General features: G+C 70.3%; 15 protein-coding genes and 1 tRNA gene. 5 read left to right on the forward strand and 11 right to left on the reverse strand.

The window, feature by feature from the left end:
- Nucleotides 1–8: 8 nt before the first annotated feature.
- The gene (gene aztB / locus ASG45_RS14275) at nucleotides 9–863 is read right to left on the reverse strand and encodes a zinc ABC transporter permease AztB (RefSeq protein ID WP_055839010.1); all 855 of its coding nucleotides are present in this window, start codon (nucleotides 861–863) and stop codon (nucleotides 9–11) included.
- Between the two features lie 55 nt (nucleotides 864–918).
- On the opposite strand from aztB, the gene aztA reads away from it, so the two are divergent.
- On the forward strand, nucleotides 919–1596 hold the full coding sequence (gene aztA / locus ASG45_RS14280) for a zinc ABC transporter ATP-binding protein AztA (RefSeq protein WP_082516640.1): 678 nt from the start codon (nucleotides 919–921) through the stop codon (nucleotides 1594–1596).
- Here aztA and ASG45_RS14285 read toward each other — a convergent pair.
- Entirely contained in the window at nucleotides 1589–1975 is a 387-nt protein-coding gene (locus tag ASG45_RS14285) for a MarR family winged helix-turn-helix transcriptional regulator (protein ID WP_235561633.1), read from the reverse strand. The genes aztA and ASG45_RS14285 overlap by 8 nt on opposite strands.
- A gap of 189 nt (nucleotides 1976–2164) precedes the next feature.
- Here ASG45_RS14285 and ASG45_RS14290 point away from each other — a divergent pair, with 189 nt between their 5' ends.
- The 3 genes from ASG45_RS14290 (at nucleotide 2165) to ASG45_RS14300 (ending at nucleotide 3839) form a co-directional block, all read left to right on the forward strand.
- Nucleotides 2165–2524 carry a DUF7882 family protein gene (locus ASG45_RS14290; protein ID WP_055839018.1) on the forward strand — a complete coding sequence of 120 codons (360 nt, stop codon included), beginning with the start codon at nucleotides 2165–2167 and terminating at the stop codon, nucleotides 2522–2524.
- A gap of 77 nt (nucleotides 2525–2601) precedes the next feature.
- A complete protein-coding gene (locus ASG45_RS14295) occupies nucleotides 2602–2952 on the forward strand; it encodes a hypothetical protein (RefSeq protein WP_055839021.1) in 351 nt (116 codons plus the stop codon).
- A 134-nt stretch (nucleotides 2953–3086) separates the two neighbouring features.
- Nucleotides 3087–3839 (forward strand): ABC transporter permease, encoded by a 753-nt coding sequence (locus ASG45_RS14300; RefSeq protein WP_055839024.1) that lies wholly within the window; start codon nucleotides 3087–3089, stop codon nucleotides 3837–3839.
- A 112-nt stretch (nucleotides 3840–3951) separates the two neighbouring features.
- Here ASG45_RS14300 and ASG45_RS14305 read toward each other — a convergent pair.
- From ASG45_RS14305 to ASG45_RS14315, 3 genes are all read right to left on the reverse strand, one after another.
- Nucleotides 3952–4033 (reverse strand) — tRNA-Tyr (locus ASG45_RS14305).
- A gap of 88 nt (nucleotides 4034–4121) precedes the next feature.
- Nucleotides 4122–5003, reverse strand: coding sequence for a PfkB family carbohydrate kinase (locus ASG45_RS14310; RefSeq protein WP_055839027.1), 882 nt, complete (start codon nucleotides 5001–5003; stop codon nucleotides 4122–4124).
- Complete coding sequence (locus ASG45_RS14315) at nucleotides 5000–5500, reverse strand: FBP domain-containing protein (protein WP_055839572.1); 501 nt, start codon at nucleotides 5498–5500, stop codon at nucleotides 5000–5002. The genes ASG45_RS14310 and ASG45_RS14315 overlap by 4 nt, the downstream gene beginning before the upstream one ends.
- A gap of 88 nt (nucleotides 5501–5588) precedes the next feature.
- On the opposite strand from ASG45_RS14315, the gene ASG45_RS14320 reads away from it, so the two are divergent.
- Nucleotides 5589–6077 (forward strand): YajQ family cyclic di-GMP-binding protein, encoded by a 489-nt coding sequence (locus ASG45_RS14320; protein WP_055839030.1) that lies wholly within the window; start codon nucleotides 5589–5591, stop codon nucleotides 6075–6077.
- A 265-nt stretch (nucleotides 6078–6342) separates the two neighbouring features.
- Here ASG45_RS14320 and ASG45_RS14325 read toward each other — a convergent pair whose 3' ends face one another.
- From ASG45_RS14325 to ASG45_RS14350, 6 genes are all read right to left on the reverse strand, one after another.
- Nucleotides 6343–7137: an SGNH/GDSL hydrolase family protein gene (locus ASG45_RS14325; protein WP_235561634.1), complete on the reverse strand. Its 795-nt coding sequence runs from the start codon at nucleotides 7135–7137 to the stop codon at nucleotides 6343–6345.
- Nucleotides 7138–7305: 168 nt separating this feature from the next.
- Nucleotides 7306–9003, reverse strand: coding sequence for an AMP-binding protein (locus ASG45_RS14330; protein ID WP_055839036.1), 1698 nt, complete (start codon nucleotides 9001–9003; stop codon nucleotides 7306–7308).
- A gap of 20 nt (nucleotides 9004–9023) precedes the next feature.
- The gene (locus tag ASG45_RS14335) at nucleotides 9024–9986 is read right to left on the reverse strand and encodes an alpha/beta hydrolase (protein ID WP_055839039.1); all 963 of its coding nucleotides are present in this window, start codon (nucleotides 9984–9986) and stop codon (nucleotides 9024–9026) included.
- Nucleotides 9987–10195: 209 nt separating this feature from the next.
- Entirely contained in the window at nucleotides 10196–11569 is a 1374-nt protein-coding gene (locus ASG45_RS14340) for an FAD-dependent oxidoreductase (protein ID WP_055839042.1), read from the reverse strand.
- A gap of 40 nt (nucleotides 11570–11609) precedes the next feature.
- Nucleotides 11610–12671 carry a polyprenyl synthetase family protein gene (locus ASG45_RS14345; RefSeq protein WP_055839045.1) on the reverse strand — a complete coding sequence of 354 codons (1062 nt, stop codon included), beginning with the start codon at nucleotides 12669–12671 and terminating at the stop codon, nucleotides 11610–11612.
- Between the two features lie 82 nt (nucleotides 12672–12753).
- Complete coding sequence (locus ASG45_RS14350) at nucleotides 12754–13476, reverse strand: demethylmenaquinone methyltransferase (RefSeq protein WP_055839048.1); 723 nt, start codon at nucleotides 13474–13476, stop codon at nucleotides 12754–12756.

Genomic DNA, 13476 nt, shown 5'->3' on the forward strand with positions numbered 1-13476 from the left:
CCTTCCGGTCAGGCGGGAACGAGAACAGGCGATGCCACGCGACGGCGCGCGGCGTCACGGCAGGCGCGCAGGGCCCACGAGACGCCGGCCGCGGCGATGGCGGTGGCGGCGATGGTCGCGCCGGCGGCGGTCGCGGCGTGCCACGACACGAGCAGGCCGACGGCGACGGCGACCGCCCCGATCACGGCGGCGAGCGCCATGGTCGTGGCGATGCGGTGGGTCCACTGGCGCGCGGCGACCGCGGGCGCGATGAGCAGGCCCACCACCAGCAGCGAGCCGACGGCCTGGTACGACGCGACGACGGCGAGGGTGACGAGCCCGACGAGAACGGTCTGCGCGACGCGCGGGCCGAGGCCGAGCACCCGGGCGACCCGCTCGTCGATGGCGAGGGCGACGAGGCCACGATGGGCGACCGCGGCCGCCGCGATGCCCAGGCCTGCCGCCACCGCGAGCACGACGAGGTCACCGGCGCCGATGGCGAGGATGTCGCCGAACAGGATCGCCGTGGCATCGGTGGCGAAGCTGCCAGCGTGCGAGATGACGATGACGCCGAGGGCGAGCATTCCGACGAAGAGCAGGCCGATGCTCGTGTCGTACGAGAGCCGGGCGCGCCGCTGCAGCACACCGATGCCGAGGCTCATCACGACGGCGCTGGCGGCCGCCCCCAGCAGAACCGGAAGGCCGAGCACGGTGGCGAGAGCGACGCCGGGCAGCATGCCGTGGGCGAGTGCCTCGCCCAGGAATGCCATGCCACGCACAATGACCCACGTACCGGCGACGCCGCACAGCACGGCGACGAGCACTCCCCCGAGCAGCGCGCGCTGCACGAATTCGAGAGAGAAGGGATCGAGGAGCCAGGTCACGATGCCCGACCGTATCGAGAATGAGAACGATTCTCAAACTCATACAATGGATGCCATGCCCCTCACCGCCGTCCTCGCACGCGCCCTGCGCGTGGACTACTCCGGCACCCTCGCCCTCGACGGCGTCGACGTCGATCTGCACGCCGGAGCGCTCACCGTCATCGTGGGCCCGAACGGTGCGGGCAAGTCGACGCTGCTCGAGGTGCTCGCCGGCGCACGGGAGCCGTCAACCGGCACGGTCGAGGTCGCGCAGCGCACGCGCGCCTTCGTGCCGCAGCGCGCAGCCGTCTCGCCCCACCTCCCGCTCACCGTCCGTGACGTCGTGTCGGTCGGGGCGTGGGGACGCACGGGGCCGCTCCGGCGACTCACCGCCGCGCACCGGGCCGCCATCGACGGCGCGATGCAGCGACTCGATATCGCGCCGCTGGCACGGCATCCGTTCTCGTCACTCTCGGGGGGACAACGACAGCGGGCGCTGCTCGCCCAGGGCCTCGCCCGCGAAGCCGACATCCTGCTGCTCGACGAACCGACCACCGGACTCGACGCGGCGAGCGCGCAACTCAACCGTGCTGCCATCGCGCACGAGGTCGGCCGTGGGGCGACGGTCGTGTGCGTGAGCCACGACGACCGGCTCATCGCCGACGCCGATCACCTCATCCGGCTCGAAGGAGGCCGCGTGAGGCCCGACGGCGCAGAGTCCGCGATGACGGCGCCGAGGCACCCGCTCAGCTGAAGGTGCGCACGCGATCCGTGATGCGACGCAGCAGCTCGGCGGCCACCTCGACGACATCGCGCGACTCGGCGCGCACGGCGGCGTCCACCTCGACGGGGAAACGCCGGAGCGCCGCCCAGGGCTCCTGCTCCATGTCGATCTCCAGGTGGATGTGGTTGACCCGACGGTCTTCGGCATCGAGCTCGCGGCGCACGAGGCCTCGTCCGATCAGACGATCGACCATCGTGGTGACCCCGGCTGCGGTCACACCCAGATGCGAGCGCAGGATCGAGGGGCGGATGCCGGGCTCGTCGGCAATGCAGCACAGAGCCGTCGCCTCGAGTTCGCTGACCGACAGATCCGCTCTCGCCTTCGCGACGGCATCATCACGTGCGGACACGTAGTCATCGAGCGCTGCGGTCAACACCGAGGGATTCGTCAACGCCGCACCTCCTCAGTCCTGGGCAATCCGGCCGACTGCAAGGCCTACCTTACTCAAGGTCGTGAACATTTTAGATAATTAATTAAGTTTGTGAAATACGTGCTACTTTAGTGATTAGCCCGCCGACCCCGACTCTAGGAGATCGCAATGGCCACTCTTTACTACGGTTCCGACACCGCCCCCATTTTTCTTCCCGATCGCCTGATGGGTTACATCAAGGTCATCGCCTCGACGAAGCTGCGCCGCGGCGAGTCGTTCACGTTCACCTGGACCGGCACGGAGCAGGATCCCGGACGCTCCACCATCTGGCTGCAGCCTTCGATCCCCCTGCGGTTCGTGTTCGAATCCGTCGAGCCCGAGCAGCTGGTGGGCGAGTACCTGCGCACGCTGGCCGACCAGTCCAACGCCGCATCGGGTCTCGTCATCGACGTGCGCGAGTGGGAGGTCGCCGAGAAGGCGACCCGCACCCCCGCCCGCACGCCCGTGCGATCGATGCGCGCCGCCTGAACGCACGAAGCCGAACCTCTCCGCACCCGACATAATGTGGTGACGCGCGATCTCGCGCGAAGAAATCGGAGAGAGCCGTGCCGGTACGCCGCCTGCTGAACAAGGACCTGCTCGAGGAGTGGCTCGCGGAATTCCGCGCCCTCGGCTACCTGACGGGAAGCGACATCCGCCTCCTGGAGCAGGATGACGAAACCGATCCCGACTCGGGTCTGATCGTCGTCGACCTCAGCGAGGCGAAGACCGTGACCTACCTGCAGCCCGTGACCGGCGGTGACGGGATCTGGACGGCGACGATGGAAGCGCGAGACGCCACCATCGAGCTGGACGCCGTCGCGCTGGTCAACCTCGGCAACGAGGTGAACGTGCTCGGCGCGCTCGTCAACTTCTTGAACGGCAAGTCCAAGACCCTGCTCGCCGCCTCGGTCTGACGCGCGCCGAGCTCCCGGCATCACAAGTCTGGGAACTGTGCCCGCAGATCGGCGAACGCTTCGCGGTACCCGTCGCGCCCGTGCACGTAGGCCAGGCAGACGACGATGTTCCGCACCGCCAGTACTCTTTCGGCATGCCTACAGTCGATGTGCTGGTGCGCACGGCGGTGGCGATTGTGGTTCTCGCCGGCATCGCGGTGAGCATCCTACTCGCTTCGGGAGTGCCGCGGTGGCACGGTCCGGCCTTTGCTCTCGTGCGGGCGACCGTGCAGCTCACCCTTCTCAGCGTCATCTTGACGGGGGTCATCCAGGATGCCGTCTGGGTGGGCGTCGCGCTCGTGGTGATGTTCCTGGTGGCGGTGTCGGTGTCGACGAGTCGCATCGGAGATCCGCCCTCTCAGGCATGGCGGACGGCGCTTGCTCTCTTCGCCGGGGTGGGTGTGGCCGGAAGCGTGGTGTTCCTCACCGGCGCCGTCGAATACTCCCCTCGGTTCGTGCTCGCGGTCGGGGCGATGGTGATCGGCAACGCCATGACCGTCGCCTCGGTGACCGGTCGCACCTACGCGCAGCTGCGCGCTGACCGCTGGCCCGAAGTGGAAGCCTGGTTGGCGCTGGGAGCGACACCTCGCCGCGCCACCCGCGACCTCGGGCGGCGCGCGGTACACGACGCCCTCCTCCCCGGGATCGACCAGGTCAAGACGACCGGCGTGGTCGTTCTGCCCGGAGCGTTCGTGGGAGCGATCTTCGGCGGACTCTCACCCGTCGAGGCAGGACGCTTTCAGCTGGTCGTCCTCGCGGCGGTCCTGGCCGCGGGCGCCATCACGTCGGTCACCGCGATTCGGCTCACGGGCGGGGCAATCAACCGCATACCGAGGGTGCCGGTGTGACGACTGGGAGAGTGGGGCCGAGCGCTGCGAGAGCGAGCGCACACCGCTGAGGGGCGCTCCGGACGCAGTCTCCTGAAACAGGAAACGTCCGTCTCGAGAGACGGACGTTTTGTGGCGAGTGAGGGATTCGAACCCCCGAATGCAATGCAGTCTGATTTACAGTCAGATCCCTTTGGCCGCTTGGGTAACTCGCCATGCGCGCCCGCCCGGCTTGTTCAGTCGACCAGAGGCGCGAGAAACCACTCTACTATCTCGCAGAGGGTGCCTCCAACCACGGTGGGGTCACTCCGGCGTGCGCAGCAGGGCGCCCTCGTGGCGGCAAGTGGCGGCCGCGACATCCATGGCGCGGGTGAGCACGGCATCCCACTCCTCGGCGTCGACCGGAAGGCGGTCGCGCACGAGCGCGACGGTGGTCGCCAGCACGGCGTCGCCGCCACCCATCGTGTCGACGATGCGGCCGGGAAGCTCCGAGATCCCCCGCGCGACCGAGGTTCCGGCGGCGTCGATCGCGGCGCCGCCCGCGCCGTAGGTCGCCAGCACGGCACGCACGCCGAGGCCGACGAGCCGCACGCGCAGGTCGTCGAGCGAGCCACCGTAGAGAAGCTGCGCGTCGTCGTCGCCCACCTTCACTAAGAGGGCTCCGGATGCCGCCCGCTCGAAGCCCTGCACGAACGCGGCGCGGTCGTGCAGCATGCCGCTGCGCGGGTTCGGGTCGATGGCCAGGGGCGTCGACGGTGAGGCCGTGGCATCCATCAGCAGGCGGGTCTGCTCCGCGTCGTCGAAGGGGAAGCAGCTGACCACGACCATGGGGGCGTCGGCGATCGCCGCGCGCTCCGCGTCGCCGTAGCGCACCCGCCGGTTCTGGGCCGCGTCGTTGAAGACGTACTCGGGCTCTCCGCCCGTCGAGCGGGTGCTCACGGCGCGCGACGAACCGTGCTCCGACGGGCTCGCCAGCAGCTCGACGCCGTGCTCGGCGAGGAAATCGCGGATCTGCTCGCCCGCCGCATCGTCGCCCACCATCGCGATGAGCGATGCCGGAACGCCCAGGCGCGAGAGCCCCACCGCGACGTTGAGGCCCGCGCCGCCGACGAACTCGCGCACACCCGTCTCGTCGCGCAGCTCGTCGATGAGGGCGTCACCGATGACGACGACCCGCCCGCTCATCGCGTCACCTCGGCGGTCTCGAGCACGCGCGCGACGAACTCCTCGGTGCGGCGCCGCGTGCCGTCGATCTTTCGGTCGACGCTCGCGCGGATCTCGCTCGGGGCGAGGGGTGCCGCCAGGCGCACCGTCTCGTGGCACGACAGGTCGGCGCACATGTAGGTGCCCACCGTGTCGCCGTGCTCACCGGCCGCGCCGGCCTTGCGTGCGGTGAACAACGTCACCTGATCTCCGGGCTGCATCGTGTGGCAGAGGTTGCACATCGACGACCGGGCGCGCGACTGCCCGTCGGCGGCGCGCAGCAGCACTCCGATCGGCTCCGCGTCGCGCTCGATCACGAGGTATCCGCGGCCCCGCGTGCTCGGATCGCGCCAGGCGAGGAAGTCGAGGTGATCCCAGTCGGTCAGCACGAAGTCGTGAGGAAGCGCCAGAACGCGCACCTCGTCCGGGGCGGCGTTGACGAACGCGGCGCGGAGCTCGTTCTCGGTGAGTGCTCGCATGGCATCCGAGTCTACGAGCGCGCATACCGAGACGGGGCGGGCGATGTCGAGGGGGTGTGGATCGGGGGCCCGCGAATAGAATCGGACCATGGCTGATTCTTCCTTCGACATCGTTTCCAAGATCGACCGACAGGAAGCCGACAACGCGCTGAACCAGGCTCACAAAGAGGTCGAGCAGCGTTACGACTTCAAGGGCACCGACGCGTCGATCGCGTGGAGCGGCGACTCCATCGTCATCAAGGCGAACTCCGAGGAGCGCGCCAACGCCGTTCTCGACGTCTTCCAGACGAAGCTCATCAAGCGCGGCATCTCGCTCAAGAGCCTGGATGCCGGTGAGCCCGTCGCCAGCGGCAAGGAGTACCGCATCACCTCCACGCTGAAGGAGGGCATCTCGCAGGACGACGCGAAGAAGGTCAACAAGATCATCCGCGACGAGGGTCCCAAGGGCGTCAAGTCGCAGATCCAGGGCGACGAACTGCGCGTGCAGTCGAAGTCGCGCGACGACCTGCAGGAAGTGCAGCGCCTGCTCAAGGCCGCCGACCTCGATGTCGACCTGCAGTTCACCAACTACCGCTGACCCTCCCCCGAGCACCTCGTGGCCGTCCGCGTCGAGCCGAGCTTCTCGCTCGCCGGCGCGGCAATTCCGCTCGTCGGGGTCTGACATGACCTCCGTGCGATGACCAGCCGGCCGAGCCCGCTCCCCTGCCCCACCTGCGGCGACCCGCTCTCGTTCGAGATCCTCGACGACGAGCGGTTTCTCGTGGCGTGGTCGTGTGTGAGCTGCGGCCTCATCCGCACGACCGAACCGGTGTGACGCGCGGCGCTCCCGGCTCGCGCGCGGCTCAGTAGGTGAGGGCCTTCAGCACACCGTCGGCGATCGCGCGATGCCCGGTGTCGTTCGGGTGGAAGTAGTCGCCGGTGCCGGCGAACGAGTCTCGCCCTTCGGGACCGTGGTACGCGGAAGTCGAGAAGGCGTCGGCGAGCCCGACGTACACCCCGCCCCGCGCGGCGCAGGTGCGGGCGATCGCTTCGTCGTACGCGGCGCCGTCGCTCGTCCAGGTACCGAGGCAGACGAGCGCGGCCTTCGGCGACGAGGCGCGGATGCGATCGAGCAGTCCGACGTACTGCTGCTCGAAGTCGGCCACCGGAGTGGGCAGGCCGACGTCGTTCGTCCCGAGCTCGATCACCGCGAGATCGAGGTCGTCGGGCACGTCGGTGATGGCGGCGACGGTGGTGAGCGTCTGGTGCGCCTGGGCCGCGGTGGTCATCTCGACCGGGCCGACGGCATCCGCCACGAGAGAGGTGAAGCCCCGAACCTTCTGCGACGCGAAGAAGCCCGCGGCCAGTGAGTCGCCGGCGACGAGCATGCGCACCGTGCCGCCCTCGCCGCGCGTCACGAGAGCCGTTCCCGGCCGCGCCGTGGGGGTCGGCGTGGCTGTCGGGGTGGGGGTTCGCGTGGGAGTCGCCGACCGCGTGGGGGTGGCAGATCGCGTGGGGGTGACGGATGCCGAGGGCGTCGCCGTCGCCGGAGAGCTCGGCTCCGCGCGCGAACCGGCGGTCATGACCAGCAGCACGGCGACACCGATCGCGACGAGCACGATGCCCGCGCCGATCAGCCACGCCACTCGCTGTCGCACGGCGGACTCAGCCCCGCCCGCCGCGCGCGCCGCACCGCAGGACGGCGTGTCTGGTCACCGCGGCAGGGGTCGCCGCGACAGAGTGCGCGGTCGGCCGGTCGTCGAGCAGGTGCATGAGTCGATGTTCACACGCCGACGAGGCCGGCGCGAACCGTTGCGGCGCGCGGATCAGCCCCGCAGGGTGGCATCCGTCCATTCCACGCACACGACCTCACCGCGCGCGGCGGCCTCTTCGCGCTGGCGAAGCTCGACGCGGCGGATCTTGCCCGAGATCGTCTTCGGCAGGTCGTGGAACTCGATGCGGCGCACGCGCTGGTACGGAGCGAGCTTCTCGCGGGCGTAGCGCAGGATGTCGAGGGCCACCTCGTCGCCGGGCTCGTATCCCGCGGCCAGCACCACGTACGCCTTCGGCACCGCGAGGCGCACCGCATCGGGAGCGGGGACCACGGCCGCCTCGACGACCGCCGGATGCTCGATGAGCACGCTCTCGAGCTCGAACGGACTGATCTTGTAGTCCGAGGCCTTGAACACGTCGTCGGTGCGCCCGATGTACGTGATGCTGCCGGTCTCGTCGCGCCGGGCCACGTCGCCGGTGTGGAAGAGGCCACCGGCGAAGGCTTCGGCGTTGCGCTCGGCGTCGCCCACGTATCCCGTCATCAGGTTGAGCGGACGCTCGGTCAGATCGAGGCAGATCTCGCCCTCGTCGGCGTGCGCGCCGGTGAGCGGATCGACGAGCACCACCGGGCACCCGGGCAGCGGGCGCCCCATCGATCCCGGTACGAGCGGCGCCCCGGGAGTGTTGGCGACGACGGCCGTCATCTCGGTCTGCCCGTACCCGTCGCGGATGTCGAGGCCCCAGGCGCGTTGCACCGCGGCGATGACCTCGGGGTTCAGCGGCTCGCCCGCCGAGACGACCTCGCGTAGTCTCCCGCGACGCCCCGACAGGTCGGTCTGGATGAGCATGCGCCAGACCGTCGGCGGCGCACAGAAGGTGGTGACCGCCTCGCTCTCCAGCTCCTCCAGCAACCGCTCGGCCGAGAATCGCGCGAAGTTCAGCGCCAGCACCGTCGCCCCGGCGATCCACGGCGCGAAGAAGCAACTCCACGCGTGCTTCGCCCACCCCGGCGAGCTGATGGCGAGGTGCACGTCGCCGGGTTCGAGCCCGAGCCAGTACATCGTCGTCAGGTGTCCCACCGGGTACGAGGCGTGCGTGTGCTCGACGAGCTTCGGCTTCGAGGTGGTACCCGAGGTGAAGTAGAGCAGCAGGCGGTCGTCGGCGGTGGTTCCCGGATGCCGGGTCGGCGGGGCCCCCGTGAGGAACGCGTCGTCGTACGCGGCCCAGCCCGCGTGGGTGCCGCCCACGACGATGCGGCCGAGTCCCTCGGGCAGGTCGTCGAACTTCGCGGCGTCCGCCGCCCCGACGACCACGTGCCGGATCTCGGCGCGCTCGATGCGGTCGGCGAGATCGGCGGTGCCGAGCGCGGTCGTGGTGGGAGCGATCACCCCGCCGAGCTTCATGAGGGCGAGCATCGCCTCCCACAGTTCCACCTGGTTGCCGAGCATGAGCAGCACGGCGTCGCCGCGGGCCACCCCGCGCGACGCCAGCCAGGCGGCGACCTGGTCGGACCGCCGCGCGAGTTCGTCGAACGTGCGCTGGTGCCGCGTGCCGTCGTCGTCGACGACGATCAGCGCGGGTGCCTCGTTGCCCCGCGCCATCGGGTCGAACCAGTCGATCGCCCAGTTGAAGGCACCGTCGAGCACCGGCCAGGTGAACCCCGCCGCCCGGGCCGGATCGGTGCGCGCGGCCAGAAGCTCGTCTCGTGCGGCACGGTAGCGCTCGGTTGCGGACGCGGCAGTGGGGATCATGGGGCTCCTTCGATCGCGTTCTACGCTAGCTGCGTCATCCAGGTCTCGAGCGCGGTGAACGCGGCGTCCTTCGCCTCGGGCGCCGACAGGAACACGTCGTGCAGCGCCCCGTCGATGCGCGCGATCGTCACCGTGCGGGCGATACGGGTGGCCGCGCGCGCGATGTCGTCGACGACGAGCACCGAGTCGCTCGAGAGCATCGTGTCGTTCCAGCCGAGCGCCGAGGTCGAGCGCTGCGACAACAGCACGAGGGTGGGGCATCCCACGTCGACGCCGGATGCCACCCGCGCGTGCCCCGCGATGACGGCGGCCAACCAGCCCGGGTGGGTGGGGAACCCCTGCGCCGGGCGCCAGCCCTCGGGACTGTCGGGCAGGGTCCCCAGCTCACGCTGCGCGCGCGTGTAGAAGCCGAGGTCGACGACCGGGTGCGTGCCGAGCGGGTCGAATCGCGCGCGGGCGTTCACCAGCGGGGCGAGCGCTTGGCGTCCGAGCGGGCCGAGCTGCAGCTCCAGCCACGGACTGTTGAGAACGAGGGCGTCGGCGACCCCCGGATGCCGCGCCGCCCAGAGCGTCAGGGTGAGTCCTCCCGTGCTGTGTCCGAGCAGCACGAGCCGTCGCCCCTCGCGCGCGGTGCCCAGTGCTTCCAGGGCCGCCGCGATGTCGGCGTCGTACACGTCGAGGGACGCGACGTAGCCCGGCGCCTGCCCGGGCCGCAGACTCCGGCCGTAGTTGCGCAGGTCGAGCGCCGAGAATCGGGCACCGCGATCGGTGAAGAACCGGGCGAGCTCGACCTGGAAGAAGTAGTCCGACCACCCGTGCACGTACAGCACGTCGATGTCGCGGAACTCACCGAACAGACGGGCGCCGGCGCGCGGCTGCGCGCGCACGAGCGTCGCGACGACCTCCCCCTCGGCATCGTCGCCGAGCGGCAGGGTCTGCTGTTCGAAGCCGTCGCCGAGGACGTCCGGATGCCACTCCCCCATCGCCCCAGCCTAGGCATGCGGGGCGGGGGCCGGCATACCCCCACGGCGGGCCGAACTCCTGAGAAGTCGGGCCGTGCGGGCTCGCCGGCGCGCCGAGGGGGCTGTGGCGCGCGATGACTCAGGAGTTCGGCCCGGCCCGTCGGCGCCTCAAAGACAGCGAGCCGCCCACGTCCGTGCGGACGGGGCGGCTCGCTGTGCAAACGTGAGGGTTACTCGCCGCGCGAGATCGAGATCATCTCGTCGCGGGGCACGACCTTGACGCGGGCGCGCTCGTGCGGGGCGCCGAGGGCGACTTCGTGCTCGTCGAGGCGGTGCCAGCCGTCGAGGTCGGTCCAGCGCACGCCGCGCTCCTCGAGAAGGGCCGGAATGGCCTCTTCTTCGGGGTGGGCCGGCTGCCACCATTCGCCCTGGTCGTTGATGACGTGGCGCACCGTCTCCATGGCATCCGACTTGGTGTGTCCGATGAGGCCGACGGGGCCGCGCTTGATCCACCCGGTGGCGTACACGCCCGGCAGGCGGTCGTTCGAGTCGGCGGCGAGCACCTGGCCCTCGTGGTTGGGGATGACGCCGTGACGCTCGTCGAAGGGCACGCCGGTCAGCGGCGAGCCGAAGTAGCCGACCGCGCGGTAGATGGCCTGGATCGGCACCTCGCGGATCTCGCCCGTTCCGACGACGCCACCCTCGGCGTCGGGCTTCGTGCGCTCGTACCGGAACGCGGCCACCCGGCCCTCGGCGTCTTTCACGACCTCGACGGGCTTGGCCCAGAAGTGCAGGTGCAGGCGTCGCGACGCTTCTCCGCCGGAGTTGTTCACGCCCGGGCGGGTGCGCCATTGCTGCAGGACGCGGTCGATGACCTTGACCTGCTTGTTGGTCTGGATGGCGGCCAGCGACGCGTCGTCGTAGTCGAAGTCCTCGTCGTAGACGACCATGTCGACGTCGCGCAGCTCGCCCAGCTCGCGCAGTTCGAGAGGCGTGAACTTCACCTGCGCGGGACCGCGGCGGCCGAAGACGTGCACGTCGGTGACGGGCGAGGCCTTGAGCCCCTGGTACACGTTGTCGGGAACTTCGGTGGGCAGCAGGTCGTCGGCATGCTTGGCGAGCATGCGCGTGACGTCGAGCGCCACGTTGCCGTTGCCGATGACCGCGAGCGACTCCGCCTCGAGCGGCCACTCGCGCGGCACGTCGGGGTGGCCGTCGAACCAGCTCACGAAGTCGGCGGCGCCGTACGAGCCCTCGGCGTCGATGCCGGGGATGTCGAGGTCGGCGTCGCGGATCGCGCCGGTCGAGAAGATCACCGCGTTGTAGTGCTGCTTGAGGTCGTCGAGGGTGATGTCCTCGCCGAAGCGCACGTTGCCGAACAGGCGGATGTCGCCGCGGTCGAGCACCTCGCGCAGCGCCGTGACGACACCCTTGATGCGCGGGTGGTCGGGGGCGACGCCGTAGCGCACGAGACCGTAGGGTGCGGGCAGTTGCTCGAACAGGTCGATCGACACGTCGAACTGCCGCTCGGATTTCAGCAGGATGTCGGCCGCGTAGATGCCGGCGGGGCCGGCTCCGACGATGGCGAGGCGCAGCTTCGTCATGGGGTCCTCTCGATCGGGATCGGGGGGGGGTGGGAAAAGTTCAGGCCGAGCGGTCGGCGACCGCGCGGGCGAAGCGCGTCAGCGCCTCACGCACGGCGCCGTCGGGCAGCGGTGCGAGGGCGTCGATGGCCTCTTGCGACCACTGGTGCGCGAGCTTCAGCGTCTCGTGCGTGGTCTCGTGATCGCGCAGCTCCGCGAGTGCGGCGTCGAGGATCGAGGGGTCTGCCCCGGCGGCGATGCGCTCCTGGCCCTCGTCGATGCGCGAACGCAGGTCGGCCGAGGCCGCGTCGGAGCGGTGACCGAGCAGCAGGTACGGCATGGTCGGCACGCCCGCGCGCAGGTCGGTGCCGGGCACCTTGCCGGTCTCGGAGGGATCCGGAGACAGATCGATCACGTCGTCGAGCAGCTGGAAGGCCACACCGGCCTTCTCGCCGAACACGACCATGGGCTTCTCGAACTCCTCGGGGGCGCCCGAGTAGATGACGCCGGACTGGGCGGCCGCGGCGATCAGCGAACCGGTCTTGTCGGCGAGCACTCTGAGGTAGAAGTCGACGGGCTCGTCGCCCTCTTGCGGGCCGACGGTCTCGTGCATCTGGCCCAGCACGAGACGCTCGAACGTGTCGGCCTGCAGCTGGATCGCGCGCTCACCGCGACGCGCCATGAGCTGGCTGGCGCGGGCGAACAGCAGGTCACCGGTGAGGATCGCGATGTTGTTGCCGAACACCGTCTGGGCGCTGGGCACCCCGCGGCGCTTGTCGGCGCCGTCCATGACGTCGTCGTGGTAGAGCGAGCCCAGGTGCGTCAGTTCGAGCGCCGTGGCGACCTCGATGACCTCGGGCGTCGTTCCGCGACCGAGCTGAGCGGTGAGGATGGCGAGCATCGGGCGAACGCGCTTGCCGCCGGCCTCGTACAGGTACCGGGCGGTGACGTCGGCCAGACGGTCGGCGCTTCGGACTTCGCCCTCGAGGGTGCCCTCGACCTGGGCGAGACCGGCCTCGACGGTGGAGAGCAGGGTGCGCGAACGCAGGCCTGCGAAGATGCGGTCACTCAGGCCCAGCTTGCCCGACAGGCGGGTGCCGGCCGCGGGCGGTCTCGGGGTCACGCTTTCACCCTATCCTGGCGCCGTTGCGCCCCGCCGCGAGTATCTCGACGGGGTGACACCCCGGGCCGGGGCCTCCGGCGCGTCACGCGCTCTGCGCGACGACGCCGCGGTGCAGCGCCACGATGCCGAACGTCAGGTTGCGGTAGGCCACGTCGTCCCAGCCGGAGTCGCGCATCCACCGCGCGAGCGTCGGCTGATCGGGCCAGTCGCGGATCGATTCGTTGAGGTAGTCGTAGGCCTCGGCGTTCGAGCTGACCGAGCGCGCGACGATCGGCAGCACCCGGTCGTTGTAGAAGCGGTAGAGCCCGTTGAAGACGGGGGACGGCGGATGCGAGAACTCGCACACCACGATGCGTCCTCCGGGACGCGTGACCCGGCGCAGTTCCCGCAGCGCCCGGCGCGGGTCGTTGACGTTGCGCAGACCGAACGACATCGTCACCGCGTCGAACTCCGCGTCGGCGAAGGGGAGGTCGGTGGCGTCGGCCTGCACGAATTCGAGGTTGGGCACGTCGCCGTGGCGGCGGCGCCCCTCGGCGATCATGCCGCGCGAGAAGTCGGCGGCGACGACGTGCGCACCGCTCGGGACGAACGCCATCGACGAGGTGCCGGTGCCGGCGGCCAGATCGAGGATGCGCTCCCCCCGCTGCGGGGCCACGGCGCGCAGCGTCGCGGCGCGCCACAGACGGTCGTTGCCGAGACTCAGCACGGTGTTGGTGCGGTCGTAGGCCGCTGCCACCTGGTCGAACATGCCGCTGACGCGCTGCGGGTCTTTACCGAGGTCGGCGCGGTTGGGGTCGCTGCTCAC

This window comes from Microbacterium sp. Leaf436, assembly GCF_001424715.1.
Lineage (GTDB): Bacteria > Actinomycetota > Actinomycetes > Actinomycetales > Microbacteriaceae > Microbacterium.